Origin of the sequence: Nocardia sp. NPDC004151 (genome assembly GCF_042874235.1) — a bacterium.
Taxonomy (GTDB): domain Bacteria; phylum Actinomycetota; class Actinomycetes; order Mycobacteriales; family Mycobacteriaceae; genus Nocardia.
Genome location: NZ_JBIAMR010000004.1, coordinates 462,870 through 478,139, shown reverse-complemented (window position 1 = coordinate 478,139; position 15,270 = coordinate 462,870). Strand labels below are relative to the sequence as shown.

The 15,270-nt window shown below is 68.2% G+C and carries 16 protein-coding genes; 10 read left to right on the top strand and 6 right to left on the bottom strand.

The genetic code is table 11. The features are described 5' to 3' along the window. Window positions 1–145: 145 nt before the first annotated feature. From ACFYTS_RS13020 to hisG, 3 genes are all read left to right on the top strand, one after another. The gene (locus tag ACFYTS_RS13020; protein WP_387303671.1) at window positions 146–1,948 is read left to right on the top strand and encodes a choline/carnitine O-acyltransferase; all 1,803 of its coding nucleotides are present in this window, start codon (window positions 146–148) and stop codon (window positions 1,946–1,948) included. Between the two features lie 43 nt (window positions 1,949–1,991). After that, on the top strand, window positions 1,992–2,255 hold the full coding sequence (locus tag ACFYTS_RS13015; protein ID WP_357085381.1) for a phosphoribosyl-ATP diphosphatase: 264 nt from the start codon (window positions 1,992–1,994) through the stop codon (window positions 2,253–2,255). An 89-nt stretch (window positions 2,256–2,344) separates the two neighbouring features. Beyond that, window positions 2,345–3,196 carry an ATP phosphoribosyltransferase gene (gene hisG, locus ACFYTS_RS13010; RefSeq protein ID WP_357284047.1) on the top strand — a complete coding sequence of 284 codons (852 nt, stop codon included), beginning with the start codon at window positions 2,345–2,347 and terminating at the stop codon, window positions 3,194–3,196. Window positions 3,197–3,209: 13 nt separating this feature from the next. On the opposite strand, the gene ACFYTS_RS13005 is transcribed toward hisG, so the two are convergent. Next, window positions 3,210–4,067 (bottom strand): RecB family exonuclease, encoded by an 858-nt coding sequence (locus ACFYTS_RS13005; RefSeq protein WP_387303667.1) that lies wholly within the window; start codon window positions 4,065–4,067, stop codon window positions 3,210–3,212. Between the two features lie 101 nt (window positions 4,068–4,168). On the opposite strand from ACFYTS_RS13005, the gene ACFYTS_RS13000 reads away from it, so the two are divergent. Beyond that, on the top strand, window positions 4,169–5,002 hold the full coding sequence (locus ACFYTS_RS13000) for a tRNA (adenine-N1)-methyltransferase (protein ID WP_357284042.1): 834 nt from the start codon (window positions 4,169–4,171) through the stop codon (window positions 5,000–5,002). Window positions 5,003–5,179: 177 nt separating this feature from the next. Here ACFYTS_RS13000 and ACFYTS_RS12995 read toward each other — a convergent pair whose 3' ends face one another. After that, window positions 5,180–5,536 carry a hypothetical protein gene (locus ACFYTS_RS12995; protein ID WP_387303664.1) on the bottom strand — a complete coding sequence of 119 codons (357 nt, stop codon included), beginning with the start codon at window positions 5,534–5,536 and terminating at the stop codon, window positions 5,180–5,182. A 332-nt stretch (window positions 5,537–5,868) separates the two neighbouring features. On the opposite strand from ACFYTS_RS12995, the gene arc reads away from it, so the two are divergent. Next, entirely contained in the window at window positions 5,869–7,629 is a 1,761-nt protein-coding gene (gene arc, locus ACFYTS_RS12990) for a proteasome ATPase (RefSeq protein WP_357284036.1), read from the top strand. 74 nt (window positions 7,630–7,703) lie between these two features. Here the strand turns inward: arc and ACFYTS_RS12985 are convergent, their stop codons facing one another. After that, entirely contained in the window at window positions 7,704–8,111 is a 408-nt protein-coding gene (locus tag ACFYTS_RS12985) for a hypothetical protein (protein WP_357284033.1), read from the bottom strand. 43 nt (window positions 8,112–8,154) lie between these two features. Further along, entirely contained in the window at window positions 8,155–8,586 is a 432-nt protein-coding gene (locus ACFYTS_RS12980) for a nuclear transport factor 2 family protein (RefSeq protein WP_387303659.1), read from the bottom strand. 121 nt (window positions 8,587–8,707) lie between these two features. Between ACFYTS_RS12980 and ACFYTS_RS12975 the strand changes: the two genes are divergently transcribed. The 4 genes from ACFYTS_RS12975 (at window position 8,708) to ACFYTS_RS12960 (ending at window position 13,874) form a co-directional block, all read left to right on the top strand. After that, window positions 8,708–9,544, top strand: coding sequence for a nitrilase-related carbon-nitrogen hydrolase (locus tag ACFYTS_RS12975; RefSeq protein WP_357284027.1), 837 nt, complete (start codon window positions 8,708–8,710; stop codon window positions 9,542–9,544). After that, complete coding sequence (gene hydA / locus ACFYTS_RS12970) at window positions 9,541–10,962, top strand: dihydropyrimidinase (protein ID WP_387303656.1); 1,422 nt, start codon at window positions 9,541–9,543, stop codon at window positions 10,960–10,962. The genes ACFYTS_RS12975 and hydA overlap by 4 nt, the downstream gene beginning before the upstream one ends. A gap of 29 nt (window positions 10,963–10,991) precedes the next feature. Continuing rightward, window positions 10,992–12,026 (top strand): TIGR03842 family LLM class F420-dependent oxidoreductase, encoded by a 1,035-nt coding sequence (locus tag ACFYTS_RS12965; protein ID WP_387303654.1) that lies wholly within the window; start codon window positions 10,992–10,994, stop codon window positions 12,024–12,026. Window positions 12,027–12,452: 426 nt separating this feature from the next. Beyond that, the gene (locus tag ACFYTS_RS12960) at window positions 12,453–13,874 is read left to right on the top strand and encodes a lipase family protein (RefSeq protein WP_387303651.1); all 1,422 of its coding nucleotides are present in this window, start codon (window positions 12,453–12,455) and stop codon (window positions 13,872–13,874) included. Window positions 13,875–13,881: 7 nt separating this feature from the next. Here ACFYTS_RS12960 and ACFYTS_RS12955 read toward each other — a convergent pair whose 3' ends face one another. After that, window positions 13,882–14,400 (bottom strand): NUDIX domain-containing protein, encoded by a 519-nt coding sequence (locus ACFYTS_RS12955; protein ID WP_357284016.1) that lies wholly within the window; start codon window positions 14,398–14,400, stop codon window positions 13,882–13,884. 198 nt (window positions 14,401–14,598) lie between these two features. On the opposite strand from ACFYTS_RS12955, the gene ACFYTS_RS12950 reads away from it, so the two are divergent. Continuing rightward, window positions 14,599–14,979 (top strand): nitroreductase family deazaflavin-dependent oxidoreductase, encoded by a 381-nt coding sequence (locus ACFYTS_RS12950; RefSeq protein ID WP_357284014.1) that lies wholly within the window; start codon window positions 14,599–14,601, stop codon window positions 14,977–14,979. A gap of 53 nt (window positions 14,980–15,032) precedes the next feature. Here the strand turns inward: ACFYTS_RS12950 and ACFYTS_RS12945 are convergent, their stop codons facing one another. Then, window positions 15,033–15,245 carry a hypothetical protein gene (locus ACFYTS_RS12945; protein WP_387303647.1) on the bottom strand — a complete coding sequence of 71 codons (213 nt, stop codon included), beginning with the start codon at window positions 15,243–15,245 and terminating at the stop codon, window positions 15,033–15,035. Window positions 15,246–15,270 lie beyond the last annotated feature (25 nt).

Genomic DNA, 15,270 nt, shown 5'->3' with positions numbered 1-15,270 from the left:
CATCCTGGTCGGTCCGTGGCGGTTTCGCGCGAAAATGTGGCGCCCGGACGGTAACGATGGCAAGAATGGTGGCGTGACCGCCGGGGGACGGTGACACGTGTGCACAGCCAGGCTGCCCCAACCCCATCGACCATGAGGACACCCCTTGAGCGACAGCACCTTCGCCTTCGACGAGCAGCTGCCCCGCGTCCCGCTGCCCACCCTGGAGGAGAGCTGCACCCGCTTCCTGCACTGGTGCGCGCCGCTGCTGACCTCCGACGAGTACGCGGCCACCGCCGCCACCGTCGAGGACCTGCTGCGCCCCGAGGGCCCCGCCCGCACCCTGCACGCGGACCTGGAGCGCTTCGACGCCACCCCGGGCGTCGGCAGCTGGCTCGACGAGTTCTGGCCCTCCCGCTACCTGGGCCGTCGCGACCGAATCGCGTTGAACGCCAACTTCTTCTTCCTGTTCCGCGATGACACCGCCCTGGCCGGCTCCACCGGCTCCGACCAGAGCGAACGCGCCGCGGCCCTGATCTCGGCGGCGGTGAACTACAAGCTGCGCCTGGACGCCGAGGAGATCCCGCCCGCCACCCAGCGCGGCACGCGACTCAATATGGCGCAGAACAAGTTCCTGTTCTCCGAGACACGCATTCCCGGCGCACCGCAGGACACCGTGCGCGTGCCCTACAGCGAGGAATGGCCCGGGCACTCCGAAGCCCGCCACATCGTGGTCTTCTACCGCGGCAACATGTTCCGGATGGACGTCATCGGCGTCGGCGGCGTCCCGCACACCCCCGAGGACCTCACCGACGGCCTGCGTGCGGTCATGAAGGCCGGGGCGCGCCGGGCCGCCACCAATTCCGCCGCCGGGCACCTCACCACCATGGCTCGCGCCGACTGGGCCCCGCTGTACGCCGCCCTGCGGCCCGCCAACGCCGCCGCCTTCGAGACCATCGAGACCGCGCTGTTCTGCGTCTGCCTCGAGGACTTCGCGCCCCGCGACACCCTGCACGCCTGCGACCAGCTGCTGCACGGCGACAGCGGCAACCGCTGGTTCGACAAGGCGGTGTCGTTCGTCGTGTTCGCCGACGGCGAGGCCGGCATCAATGTCGAGCACTGCGGTCTGGACGGCACCACCATCCTGTCCTTCGTCGACACCCTGCTCGAAGCGCCGGTCGGCGACCACGCCGCGCAATCCGGCGCGCAGGCGCAGGGCCTGCCCGCCGTCGAACCCGTCGAGTTCACCTTCGGTCCCGAGGCCCGCACCGAGATCGCCTCGGCCGCCGCCTCGTTCGCCCAGTTCGCCGCCGACACCGCCACCTCCACGGTGTCGTTCGACTTCGGCACCCAGCGCGCCAAGCAGCTCGGCATCTCCCCGGACGCGCTGGCCCAGCTGAGCTACCAGCTCGCGCACCGCCGCAGCAAGGGCCTCAACGGGGCGACCTACGAATCCATCGCCACCCGCCAGTTCCGCAACGGCCGCACCGAGGCCATGCGCGTCATCACCCACGAGATGCTGGATTTCGTTGCCGCCATGGAGGATCCGGCCGTGGACCGGGACCGCAAACTGGTGGCCCTGCGCACCGCCGCCGAGGCGCACGTGCGCCGCGCCCAGGAATGCCAGCGCGGCGAGGCTCCCGAACAGCACCTGTGGGAACTGCAGTGGATCCAGCGCCGCCGCGGCGAACAGCTCGGCGCGACCGAGGCGATGCCGTTCTTCGACAGCCCCGGCTGGACCATCACCCGTGACGACTGCCTGAGCACCAGCTCCGCGCCGTCGGTGAACATCCAGTACTTCGGTTTCGGCTCCACCAGCCCCAAGTGCATCGGCATCGCCTACGTGCTGCTGCCCGACCGCTGGAACCTCTACCTGGCCACGCCCAAGCACGTCGCGCGGCAGATGCACGAGTTCGCCGACCAGCTGCGGGTGGCCGTGGCCGAACTCACCGAACTGCTCACCGTATAACCGATTGCGGGGAGTGTGCGCCCGTCTGAGAGAATCACTCCCCGTGAAATCTTTCGAAGCCCTGTTCGCCGAGCTGCAGGATCGTGCCGCCAACCGCCCCGAGGGGTCGGGCACCGTCGCCGCCCTGGACGCCGGCGTGCATGCGCAGGGCAAGAAGGTGCTCGAGGAAGCCGGCGAGGTCTGGATCGCGGCCGAGTACCAGAGCGACGACGAGCTCTCCGAGGAGATCTCGCAGCTGCTGTATTGGGTGCAGGTGCTGATGGTGGGCCGCGGGCTGCGGCTCGAGGACGTGTACCGACATCTGTGACGCACCGGTCGCTCCGCACACACCGTGCGGAGCGACCTTTCCGTCCCCCGTCGGCCACGTCTTCCCTTCCCATTCCGAAAGGACCTCCCATGCTTCGCGTCGCAGTCCCGAACAAGGGCGCCCTGTCCGAATCCGCCGTCGGCATCCTCACCGAGGCGGGCTACCGCAAGCGCACCGACTCCCGTGAACTGAGCGTGCTCGACCCGGTCAACCAGGTCGAGTTCTACTTCCTGCGGCCCAAGGACATCGCCATCTACGTCGGCTCCGGCGAGCTCGACCTCGGCATCACCGGCCGCGACCTGGCCCTGGATTCCGGTGCGCCGGTGCAGGAGCGGCTCGCCCTGGGCTTCGGCCGCTCCACCTTCCGCTACGCCGCCCCCGCCGGGCGCGAATGGAAGGTCGAGGACCTGCAGGGCAAGCGCATCGCCGCCTCCTACCCGAACCTGGTCCGGGGCGACCTCAAGGCGCGCGGCCTCGAGGCCGAGGTCATCCGCCTCGACGGCGCGGTCGAGATCTCCATCCAGCTCGGTGTCGCCGACGCCATCGCCGACGTCGTCGGCTCCGGCCGCACCCTGCGCCAGCACAACCTGGTCGCCTTCGGCGAGTCGCTGTGCGACTCCGAAGGCGTGCTCATCGAGGCCAAGGGCGCGGACCAGAACGACAAGGCCCGCAACCAGCTCGTCGCCCGCATCCAGGGCGTGGTCTTCGCCCAGCAGTACCTGATGCTGGACTACGACTGCCCCAAGGCGCTGCTGGAGCGGGCCGTCGAGATCACCCCCGGCCTGGAGTCGCCGACCGTGTCCCCGCTCACCGATCCCGACTGGGTCGCGGTGCGCGCGCTGGTGCCGCGCAAGAATGGCAACGAGCTCATGGACCAGCTCGCCGACCTGGGCGCCAAGGCCATCCTGGCCACCGACATCCGGTCCTGCCGCGCCTTCTGATCCCGCTGCCGGGTCAGGCCGGGCCGGGCTCCGGCTCGTCCTGACCGGACGGGAAAGGCGGTGGCGTGCCGCCGAATTCGGGGCATAGTCGCTTGAAATCGCAGTACTGGCACATCCAGCCCGGGCTGGGCGGGAACTCGCCGGTCTCGGCGGCGGTGACGATGGCCGCCCACAGCGCCGACAGGATCCGCTCGAAGCGCAGCAGCTCCTCCGGATCCGGGGCGTAGGTCAGGGTGACGCCGTCGGTCAGGTACATCAGCCGCAGCTGCGCCGGGGCCCGGCCCTGGGTGCGGAGCAGGACCAGGGCGTAGAACTTCAGCTGGAACAGCGCCCGGGTCTCGTACGCCAGGCCCGGGGCGCGGCCGGTCTTGTAGTCGATGACGTGCAGGTTCCCGTCGGCCGAGCGGTCGATGCGGTCCACGATGCCGCGCAGCGGGGTGCCGTCGGGCAGATCGGCCTCGATGAAGGTCTCGCACGACTCGGGCTCGAACCCGGCCGGATCCTCGAGCCGGAAGTACACGTCCACCAGCTTGCGCACCTCGGCCAGGAACTCGGGCAGTTCCTCGTCCGGGATCAGCGACTCCACCTCGGGCCGGGACTCGCGCACCCCGGTCCAGGCGGGTTCGATGAGCGCGGCCGCGGCCGCCACATCCCGCTCGGTGGCGGGCAGCCCGAACAGCGCCTCCAGCACGGCGTGCACCACCGTGCCGCGCACCGCCGCCCGCGAGGGCGGCTCCGGGATCTGGTCGATCACCCGCAGCCGGTACTTGAGCGGGCACTGCTTGAAATCGATTGCGCGCGAAGGGGACAGCGCGGGCCCCCGCGGCGCGAACCGCTCTGTCTCCGGGGTACTGATCGCGTCGACCGACATACCTGGCAGGCTAAACGCAGGCACCGACAAGGTGCGCACGAACTCGCCGCAGCACAATCGCAGCGACGCACGTTTCACGACAACACGCAGAACGGAGTTTCATGACGGCCAGACGGACCGGCCCTTTCCAGATCGGTGACCGGGTACAGCTGACCGACGCCAAGGGGCGCAAGTTCACGGTGATCCTGGAGGTGGGCAAGGAGTTCCACACCCACGCCGGCCACATCAACCACGACGACCTCATCGGAGCCGACGAGGGCTGCGTGGTGAACTCCGCCAAGGGCACCCCCTACCTGGCGCTGCGCCCCCTGCTCACCGACTACGTGCTGTCCATGCCGCGCGGCGCGGCGGTCATCTACCCCAAGGACTCCGCCCAGATCGTGCACGAGGGCGACATGTTCCCCGGCGCGAAGGTGCTCGAGGCCGGGGCGGGGTCGGGCGCGCTGACCTGCTCGCTGCTGCGCGCGGTCGGCCCCGAGGGCAAGGTCATCTCCTGGGAGATCCGCGAGGACCACGCCGAGCACGCCGTCAAGAATGTCGAGCGATTCTTCGGCGAACGTCCCGAGAACTGGGAACTGACCCTGGGCGATGTGACCGAGTACGCCGGCGAGCAGGTCGACCGGGTGGTCCTGGACATGCTCAAGCCGTGGGAGGCGCTCGAGGCGGTCTCCAAGGCGCTGATCCCCGGCGGCGTCTTCCTGGCCTACGTGGCCACCACCACGCAGCTGTCGGAGGTGGTCGAGGGACTGCGCCGCCAGGGCTGCTGGACCGAGCCCACCGCGTGGGAGTCCATGGTCCGCCCGTGGCACGTGGTCGGCCTGGCCGTGCGCCCCGAGCATCGCATGCAGGGCCACACCGCCTTCCTGGTGAAGGCCCGCCGCCTGGCCGACGGCGTCACCGCGCCGCGCCCGCAGCGCCGCCCCTCCAAGGGCTGACCCGAAATCCGAAATGGCACCTCAGCGGCGGGATGCTGCTGAGGTGCCATGTTCCTTGGCTCAGCCAGAAGTTCGCGGCGCGTCTCGTTCTGGACTGAGCGAAGCGGAGGAGCGGAGGGAGGGAAGAACGAGACCTCCAGCGCCGCGAACCCGCCCCGGAGCGAAGCGGAGGGGCGATCAAGCACAGGCCGCGCGGGCCATTCCTAGGACGGTGCAGGCGCCGGCGTCGGACAGCTTCCAGGTGCCGTCGGCGTACTGGAACGCCATCGGAACGTCGGGCATGGTGCCGTGCGGGGAGGTCACGCTGACCTTGGCATCGGCCTTGGTGCCGTCCTGTTTGATCTCGCCCACGGCGAAACTGACCTGGTAATGCGCGAGTCCCTGGTTCATGGTCTCGATATTTCCGAGACGCTTGTCCCCGTCGACGACTAGTTTGGCTTTGTCGGCGGCCGGTTTTGCCGGGTCGGCGAAGGCCGTGAGGACGCTCTGCAGGCTCTCCGCGGTCGGCGCGGGCGCGGCGGCGGCCGACGACACGGACGTATTCGTGGACGAAGAACCCTTGTCGTCGGAGCTACATGCGGTCACAGTTGCGGTAACGGCCGCGAGGGCCGCCACGGTAGCCAGGGAAACACGAAGCGTCCGGGAGACGTTGCGCATACCAGGAGTACGACTGGTGGGAAGGAGCATCAACGGCACCTTTCGGCTCGGGCCGGCGTTAACTCGCCGGAAACAGGTTAGGGCAGGCTAACATGCCTGTTCGGCCCGTGGGCCGCAGCCTAGATGTGATCACGACGAAACCATGTCGGAAAGCGGGAACGGTTAGAGCCCGGTAGCGTTGATAGACCGGGACTGGGAGGAGCAGCATCATGAGCCCCATCGAACATTCGGATTCGGCAGCCTGGAGGGAACTCGAGGCCGTACGTGCCGAGGCAGCTGCACTCCGGAGGCAACTCGCCGACACGCCCGATCGCACACGGGAATTGGAAGCGCGTGTTGATTCGCTGACGATTCGCAACACCAAGTTGATGGACACCCTCAAGGAAGCGCGCCAGCAACTGGTCGCTCTCCGTGAGGAAGTGGATCGCCTCGGCCAGCCACCCTCGGGCTACGGCGTTCTCATCGGTGTGTACGACGATCAGACGGTCGATGTGTTCACCTCCGGACGCAAGATGCGGCTGACCTGTTCGCCGAACATCGACACCACCACCCTCACCTACGGCCAGACCGTTCGCTTGAACGAGGCGCTGACCGTGGTGGAGGCCGGGAACTTCGACGCCATCGGCGAAATCGGCACGCTGCGTGAGATTCTCGACGACGGGCGCCGGGCCCTGGTCGTCGGGCACGCCGACGAGGAGCGCGTGGTCTGGCTCTCCGGTCCGCTGTCCGCACTGGTGGACGTGGACGACCTCGAGGACCCGGATCGCCCGATTCGCAAACTGCGCCCGGGTGATTCGCTGCTGGTCGACACCAAGGCCGGCTTCGCCTTCGAGCGGATCCCCAAGGCCGAGGTCGAGGACCTGGTGCTGGAAGAGGTCCCGGATGTCAACTACGAGGACATCGGTGGCCTGTCCCGCCAGATCGAGCAGATCCGCGACGCCGTCGAATTGCCGTTCCTGCACAAGGATCTGTTCCGCGAGTACGCCCTGCGCCCGCCCAAGGGCGTGCTGCTCTACGGTCCTCCCGGTTGCGGTAAGACGCTGATCGCCAAGGCCGTCGCCAACTCGCTCGCCAAGAAGATCGCCGAGGCGCGCGGTGAGGACGCCAAGGAAGCCAAGTCGTTCTTCCTCAACATCAAGGGCCCCGAGCTGCTCAACAAGTTCGTGGGTGAGACCGAGCGCCACATCCGGATCATCTTCCAGCGGGCCCGCGAGAAGGCGTCCGAGGGCACCCCGGTGATCGTGTTCTTCGACGAGATGGACTCCATCTTCCGCACCCGCGGTTCCGGCGTCTCCTCCGACGTGGAGACCACCGTTGTGCCGCAGTTGCTCTCGGAGATCGACGGCGTCGAGGGCCTGGAGAACGTCATCGTGATCGGCGCCTCCAACCGCGAGGACATGATCGACCCCGCGATCCTGCGGCCCGGCCGCCTGGACGTGAAGATCAAGATCGAGCGGCCCGATGCCGAAGCGGCGCAGGACATCTTCTCCAAGTACCTGACCGAGACGCTCCCGCTGCGCTCCGACGATCTCAACGAGTTCGACGGCGACCGCGGCAAGTGCGTGCAGGCCACCATCGAACGCGTGGTGGACCGCATGTACGCCGAGAGCGACGACAACCGCTTCCTGGAGGTCACCTATGCCAACGGTGACAAGGAAGTCCTGTACTTCAAGGACTTCAACTCCGGCGCCATGATCCAGAACATCGTGGACCGGGCCAAGAAGTACGCCATCAAGTCGGTCCTGGAAACCGGCAACCCGGGTCTGAGCATCCAGCATCTCTACGATTCGATCGTGGACGAGTTCTCCGAGAACGAGGACCTGCCCAACACCACGAATCCCGATGACTGGGCTCGCATCTCGGGTAAGAAGGGCGAGCGCATCGTCTACATCCGCACCTTGGTGACGGGGAAGAACGCCAGCGCCAGCCGCGCCATCGACACCGAGTCCAACACGGGTCAGTACCTGTAAGGTTCGGAAAGCCAAGAGGCCCGTCTCCTTTCGGAGGCGGGCCTCTTCGTCTGCGCGGAAGCCGGAGCCGGGGCTCAGCTTCCGGGGACGAAGCCCGGGTAGACCCAGTGGCTGACCCCGCCGCCGGGCGCCAGATAGCCGGTGACATTGGGGTAGTTCATCGCCAGTCGCTTGAGCTGGTGCGGGTTGCCGTCGGCGTCGGCCTGGAAGCAGCTGGTGGTGACGCCGTGGAAGCCGGAGCACACGATCCGGGTGGAGTTGCCGAATGGCGAGGTCAGACGGGCGCGGTCGACCAAGGGATTCCAGTAGTCGAGGTCGCTGGGGGTCAGGAAGCCCTTGGCTTCGAAGACGTAGATCGGGCTGTTCGGCTGCTGGACCGGCCAGTCATCGGCCGAGGCGGTACCGGCGCCGAGGGTGAAGGCGGCCCCGGTGACGACGGCGGCCGCGGCCAGCCGGGTGACGCTGCGGGTGATCGTGTTCATGTACCCCTCCATGGAACGTCGATAGACACTGCGCGCATCAGTATCACACCAGCGCGCGATCCTCGGTCCAGTCCACATGGAGGCGGCGTTCCCGGAACAGCCACCGATCGCCGTCGCGGGCGAAGGTGTCGGCGTACCGGATGTGCATGACGAAGATCCTGGGACCGGCGGCGTCGTCGTAGACATGGGAGGCGGTGCAATACGTCTCGCCGCGGACCGCGTCGCCGGAGAAGTCCAGCAGTTGGTTGGCGATGAGGTGCTGGGTGACGCGGTAGCGGTCGAGGGGTTTCATGGCCGCCTCGATCTCGGCGCGCCCGCGGACCGTGGTGACGGGCCGGCCGGATCCCCAGTCGATGACCAATGTGCCGTCCGCGGTGAAGAGTTCGGCGATGGCGGCGTCGCGGCGGCGATCGGCATGGGCCGCATAACGCTCGGTCAGTTCGCGCAGGGCGAGGCGGTCGGGCAGATTGTCCATATCCCTTCCTAACGCCCGCTCGGTTGCCCGGTATTCGATCCGGCCCACTGGCCGGGAAACTGTTCCCCAAATGTCGCCGTGTTTTACCTGCCCGCCATCGCGGGAGGTGGAACATCAGGAGATGGCGAATGTGCGAGCGGCGCTGGTGCAGACGAGCTGGACCGGCGACAAAGAGTCGATGATCAAGGCGCACGAGGATTACGCGCGTCAGGCGGCCGCGGCCGGGGCGAAGGTGATCTGTTTCCAGGAGCTGTTCTACGGGCCGTACTTCTGCCAATTGCAGGACACCACGTTCTACGACTACGCCGAATCGGTCCCGGGCCCGACCGTGGAGCGATTCGCGGCGCTGGCTCGCGAACTCGGCCTGGTCATGGTGCTGCCGGTGTACGAGCAGGAACAGCCGGGCCTGCTCTACAACACCGCGGCGGTGGTCGACGCCGACGGCCGCTATCTCGGCAAATACCGCAAACATCATATTCCACACGTGAACGGGTTCTGGGAGAAGTTCTACTTCCGGCCCGGGAATCTGGGCTGGCCGGTCTTCGATACCGCGGTCGGCCGCATCGGCGTCTACATCTGCTACGACCGGCATTTCCCCGAGGGCTGGCGCGCGCTGGGCCTGGCGGGAGCCGAGATCGTGTTCAACCCCTCGGCCACCTCGCGCGGATTGTCGAGTTATCTGTGGAAGCTCGAGCAGCCCGCCTCGGCGGTGGCCAACGAATACTTCATCGGGGCCATCAACCGGGTGGGCGTCGAGGAGTACGGGGACGACGATTTCTACGGCACCAGCTACTTCGTCGACCCGGAGGGGCAGTTCGTGGGGGAGGTGGCCTCCGACACCGCGCCGGAACTCGTCGTGCGCGACCTGAACATGGACCTGATCAAGGTGGTGCGCGATCGCTGGGCCTTTTACCGCGACCGCCGCCCCGATGCCTACGGAAAGCTGGTGGAGCCGTGAGCATCACCATCATCCACGGCGGAACCGTGGTGTCCGCCACCGGAACCCAACCCCTCGACGTCCTCATCGACGGTGAGACCATCGCGGCGGTGGTCCAGCCGGGCTCCACCGCGCTGGGCGCTGACCTGGCCGCGACCGCCGACACCGTCATCGACGCCACCGGCAAGTACGTGATCCCCGGCGGCGTCGACCCGCACACCCACATGCAGCTGCCCTTCGGTGGCACCGAGGCCTCCGACACCTTCGAGACCGGGACCCGCGCCGCGGCGTGGGGCGGCACCACCACCATCGTCGACTTCGCCGTGCAGAAACCGGGGGAGCGGGTGCAGGACAGCCTGGCGCTGTGGCACGAGAAGGCGGACGGGCGCTGCGCCATCGACTACGGGTTCCACCAGATCGTCGGCTCGGTCGACGCCGAATCCCTGAAGGGCATGAGCGAATTGGTGGCCGAGGGCGTCACCAGCTTCAAACTCTTCATGGCCTACCCGGGCGTCTTCTACTCCGACGACGGCCAGATCCTGCGCGCCATGCAGACCGCCGGTGACCTGGGCGCGATGCTGATGATGCACGCCGAGAACGGGATCGCCATCGATGTGCTCGTCGCGCAGGCCCTGGCCCGCGGCGAGACCGCCCCGATGTATCACGGTCTGACCCGTCCGTGGCAGATGGAGGAAGAGGCGACGCACCGCGCGATCATGCTGGCGCAGTTGACCGGTGCGCCGCTCTACGTCGTGCACGTCTCCGCCAAGCAGGCCCTGGAACAGATCGCCGAGGCGCGGGGCAAGGGGCAGAACGTGTTCGGCGAGACCTGCCCGCAGTACCTGTACCTCTCGCTGGAGGAGAACCTGGCCGCGCCGGGCTTCGAGGGCGCCAAATGGGTGTGTTCGACCCCGCTGCGCGCCCGCGCCGAGGGGCATCAGGACGAGCTGTGGCGCTACATCCGCACCGGTGACGTCTCCACCGTGGCCACCGACCACTGCCCGTTCTGCATGAAGGACCAGAAGGAACTCGGGCTCGGCGATTTCAGCAAGATCCCCAACGGGATCGGCGGTGTCGAACACCGCCTCGACCTGATGTTCCAGGGCGTGAAGGACGGTCGTATCTCACTCGAGAAATGGGTGGAGGTGTGCTGCACCGCCCCGGCGCGGATGTTCGGGCTGTACCCCCGCAAGGGCGTGATCAGCCCCGGCGCCGACGCCGATGTGGTGATATACGACCCGAACGGGCACACCGGTATCGGGGTCGGCAAGACCCACCACATGAACATGGACCACTCGGCCTACGAGGGCTTCGAGATCGACGGCCACGTGGACACCGTGCTGGCGCGCGGCCGGGTGATCGTCGACGGCGGGCAGTACCTGGGCAGCGCCGGGCACGGCCGATTCCTGAAACGCGGTCTGTCGCAGAGTCTCATCTGACCCATCGGCTTCGAGGGGAGAGTTCCGGTATGGACATCGGTGTGGTGTTGCAGTGCAACCCGCCCGCCTCCCGGGTGATCGAACTGGCCAGAATCGCCGAGACGCACGGGTTCTCGCACGTGTGGACCTTCGATTCGCACCTGCTGTGGCAGGAGCCGTACGTCATCCACAGCCAGATCCTCGCCGCGACCCGGCGGGTCGTGGTCGGGCCCATGGTGACCAATCCCGCCACCCGCGACTGGACGGTCACCGCGTCCACCTTCGCCACCCTCAACGACATGTTCGGCAATCGCACCATCTGCGGGATCGGCCGCGGCGATTCGGCTGTGCGCACCCTGGGCGGCCGGCCCGTGAACCTGGCCACGCTGCGCGAATCCATCGGCGTCATCCGGGAATTGGGCAATGGCCGCAGCGCGCGGATCGGGGACACGGTGATCCACTTCCCGTGGGCGAGCGAGTCGCGGCTGCCGGTGTGGGTGGCCGGATACGGGCCGCGCGCCCTGGAGCTCATCGGGGAGGTGGGCGACGGGTTCATCCTGCAGCTCGCCGATCCCGACATCACCGCCTGGACCATCGCCCGTGTGCGCGCGGCCGCCGAACGCGCGGGCCGCGATCCGGGTGCGATCACCATCTGCGTGGCCGCGCCGGCCTACGTCACCGACGGCACGCCGGAGGCCCTGGCCCACGCGCGCGACCAGTGCCGCTGGTTCGGCGGGATGGTCGGCAACCATGTTGCCGAGATCGTGGCCCGCTACGGCACGCACTCCGAGGTGCCCGACGCGCTGACCGACTACGTCGCGGGCCGCCGGGGGTACGACTACAACGAGCACGGCCGGGCCGGGAACCCGCACGCGGACTTCGTGCCCGACGAGATCGTGGACCGGTTCTGCGTGCTCGGCACCCCCGACCAGCACCTGGCCCGGCTGCGCGAACTCGAGGCCCTGGGCGTCGACCAGTTCGCGGTCTACCTGCAACACGACGCCAAGACCGCGACCCTCGACGCGTACGGCGAATCGGTCCTGCCGCGTCTCACGCCCGCGACCGATGCCACAGTCCACCAGTAGCTGTGATGTAGATCACATTTTTATCAAATCGATATAAATGCAGATGGAACGCGTTCTACCGTGTAGTTCCGGTCGGGTTGCTGAAAGTTCTCCGGGCAAAGGCCTTCCCTTTGATTGTGAACCGTGGATGATTCACATACCCGACATGTTATGGATAGATGAGGAGTAGCAAGTGACCGGATCCGCTGAGGATTTCCTGGCTGCAGTTCTGATCAAGACCATCACGGGTCTGTTCAGCGGCAGCGCCGGTGGTAGCACCCAGCCGACCGCCTGAACGTAGCAAGAAACCGACGGCCCATCGAATCGCGCGGGATTCGGTGGGCCGTCGGCGTTTCCGGCGGACACGCCGACGACGGTCGGATCGACACGACGCGACCGCGGCAGCCTCCCGCGTTTGCGCGGTGTCATGTCGTAGCTTGAACGACCGTGAGGCAACTGACCGCGACGCTGCTGGTTCTGGGTCTTTCCATCCCCCTGGGGCAGGTCCCCGCGCAAGCCGAGCCGGATCCGCCGGCGTCCGGGGTGGTGACGGTGGCGCCGTCCGCCGGGGCGCCGAATCCACTGCAGCAGTGGATCGATGAGCATGTGCCCGCGCCGATGAAGATGGTCCCGCGCGCGGCGCGGCCGCTGGCGGCGCCGGGCGATCTGCCGCCGGAACTGACGGAGTTCTGGAATGCCGTGCAGTCCCCGCCGACGGGCGACCCGCTGTTCGACGCCTGGCCCGCTGATCTCGACCGCTACGCGCCCGGTGAGATCCTGGATTCCCGTGATGTGACGGACTCGGCGCGGCCGACCATGTTCCTGTTGAACCTCACCGGCATCTCGCGGGCCACGATCCTGAAATTCCGCACCACCAACTCCGCGGGCGAGCCCTCGATCGGGACCGCGACCCTGGTCCTGCCGCCGACGGAGTGGACCGGGCCCGGCCCGCAGCCGGTGCTGGTGAACGCGCCCGCCACCAACTCGCTCAACAAGCGCTGCACCCCCGGGTACGTGCTGGCCCACGGCATGGAGGTGCCGACCGGCAACGACTTCACGCCGTCACCGACCACCTGGGCGCTCCAGCACGGGTACGCGCTGATCATTCCCGACCACGAGGGGCCGCTGATGGCCTACTCGGAGCCGACGGTCGCCGGGCACAACGTGCTGGACTCGATCCGCGCGGTCCGCGAGTTCGCCCCGGATCGGTTCGGGAACAGTCGGTTCGCCTCGACGGGCTACTCCGGCGGCGCGATCGCATCCAATGCCGCGGCCATGCTGGTGTCGGACTACGCGCCGGAGTTGCTCCCGTATTTCGCGGGCGCGAGCTTCGGGGGACTGGTCAACGACTACCGCCGCTTCGCCCACACCTTCGACGGCTCCTACATCTCCGCGTTCCTGCTCAGCACCGTGCTCGCGCTCAGCCGGGAGCACCCGGAAATCCTCGGCCTGATGAACCACGCGGCGCAGTGGCTGGCGACCTCGCCCATCAAGGACAACTGCAGCGGGAGTTTCGGTGCGCTCGGGATCGCGCCCATCCCGGTCGACATCATGGCCAAGGTCGACAAGTCCCTGGACAGCGCGGCGGCCGAGTCGGTGTTCCGGCAGCTGAGCATGCAGGGCCGGAAATCGGGTGTGCCGCTGTTCATCTACCACGGCGTCCACGATCCGTGGGTTCCCGTATCGGAGGCCGAGGAACTGTGGCGTGCGCAGTGCGCGCTGGGGGTGGCGGCGACGAAGAACATCGTCGGGGGTGAGCACCTCGCCGCCTACGTCAGCTCCTACGGCGCGACCATGGACTGGCTGGACCAACGCCTGCGCGGCGTCCCCGCCTCGGGAAACTGTGTCGCGCCCGCCGGCGGCCGGTGACGCCGGTTCAGCGCAGCAGATCCCCGATCAGGACCCGGGTGTCGGGGACGAACGGCCAATGCGGGTCCTCCACGTAGGAGCGCAGCTCCTCGTCGCTCCACCACCAGCCGTCCACGATCTCCTCGGGCTGATGGGTGATCGGGCCGTCGTAGCGCAGCTCGTAGGCGAACAGGTGACAGCGCATGGGCCGTCCCTCCCACTCGCCGTCCCAGGCCGCGGCGGCCAGCGGCAGCGGCCGGTCGTCGTGCGGGCCCAGCACGATGCCCAGTTCCTCGCCCAGTTCGCGGACCGCGGCCTCGGCCGGATCCTCGCCCGGTCCCAGCACCCCGCCGGCCAGGCAGTCGTGCATGCCCGCGAAGACCGCCTTGGTGTCGGTCCGCTTGTGCACGTACACCTTCGATCCGTCGAGCGACCGCACCAGCACGCCCGCGCTGGCATGCCAGAGGCCCCGCTCGTACACCACGGCGCGCTCCTGCGCGCCGACCTCACGCCCGACCGCGTCGTACACCGCGATCATCTCCGGCATATACGGGCCCTCCTCGCTGCCGCGCCACCGGTCCGGGCGCTCTGAACAGCACTTTAGTGATGCCGCCGGGCGGGCGAGCGGTATGGTCGAGTATCGCGGCGCGCCGCGGTTCCACCCGCTGTCGCGAGGGGGCCGCCGGGGCCCGCGCTGCGGCGTAGCCTCAGGGGCGCAACCGTTTTCGTCAGGGAGGACGAGACCATGCCACTGCCGCGGACACTGGCGAGGATCAATCGCCGGATCAATCCGGTGTTGGGGATCGCGGCCCGCGTCATGCCGCTGTGCGGGGTCGTGGTGCACCGGGGACGCAAGTCGGGGCGGGTGTACCGGTCCCCGGTGATGGTCTTCCGGCGCGAGGACGGCTACCGGATCGCGCTGACCTACGGGCGGGACGTGGACTGGCTGAAGAATATTCGCGCCGCGGGCAGCTTCGAGTTCGAGACCCGCGGGCGCACCGTCACCCTCACCGATCCGGTGCTCGGGCACGACGCCAGCGCGTCCTGGGCGCCGCCGCTGGTGCGGCAGGCGCTGGTGGGCCTGAACGCCGCGGATTACGTCCAGGCCCGGCCCGTGGACCGCTGACCGACGGAATGCTCGAAATTTGCCGGGGGTGGTTCGGGCCGGGCGGCGACCGTTCAGCGCACCCGGAGCCGGATGCTGACGCAGCCCTGCTGCCAGCTCTGGTAGGCGTCGGCCCGGTTCGGAGCGCCGGCGGCGTCGAATCCGATGCCGTTGAACTTCGCCCACTGCTTGTTGTGGCGGGCGATGGCCTCGGAGAGCCGGATGACCGTGTCCTCGTCGGAGAGCACCTCCGCGTCGGCGGTGTGCTTCGGGCCGCCGAACGACACTTCCAGGGGGACGTCCTCGCTTTTG

What these genes read in the sequence shown, in the direction of transcription:
- hisG (WP_357284047.1), top strand. Translation starts at nt 2,345, where the DNA reads ATGCTTCGCGTCGCAGTCCCGAACAAGGGCGCCCTGTCCGAATCCGCC.
- ACFYTS_RS13005 (WP_387303667.1), bottom strand. Translation starts at nt 4,067, where the DNA reads ATGTCGGTCGACGCGATCAGTACCCCGGAGACAGAGCGGTTCGCGCCG.
- ACFYTS_RS13000 (WP_357284042.1), top strand. Translation starts at nt 4,169, where the DNA reads ATGACGGCCAGACGGACCGGCCCTTTCCAGATCGGTGACCGGGTACAG.
- arc (WP_357284036.1), top strand. Translation starts at nt 5,869, where the DNA reads ATGAGCCCCATCGAACATTCGGATTCGGCAGCCTGGAGGGAACTCGAG.
- ACFYTS_RS12985 (WP_357284033.1), bottom strand. Translation starts at nt 8,111, where the DNA reads ATGAACACGATCACCCGCAGCGTCACCCGGCTGGCCGCGGCCGCCGTC.
- ACFYTS_RS12980 (WP_387303659.1), bottom strand. Translation starts at nt 8,586, where the DNA reads ATGGACAATCTGCCCGACCGCCTCGCCCTGCGCGAACTGACCGAGCGT.
- ACFYTS_RS12975 (WP_357284027.1), top strand. Translation starts at nt 8,708, where the DNA reads ATGGCGAATGTGCGAGCGGCGCTGGTGCAGACGAGCTGGACCGGCGAC.
- ACFYTS_RS12965 (WP_387303654.1), top strand. Translation starts at nt 10,992, where the DNA reads ATGGACATCGGTGTGGTGTTGCAGTGCAACCCGCCCGCCTCCCGGGTG.
- ACFYTS_RS12955 (WP_357284016.1), bottom strand. Translation starts at nt 14,400, where the DNA reads ATGCCGGAGATGATCGCGGTGTACGACGCGGTCGGGCGTGAGGTCGGC.
- ACFYTS_RS12950 (WP_357284014.1), top strand. Translation starts at nt 14,599, where the DNA reads ATGCCACTGCCGCGGACACTGGCGAGGATCAATCGCCGGATCAATCCG.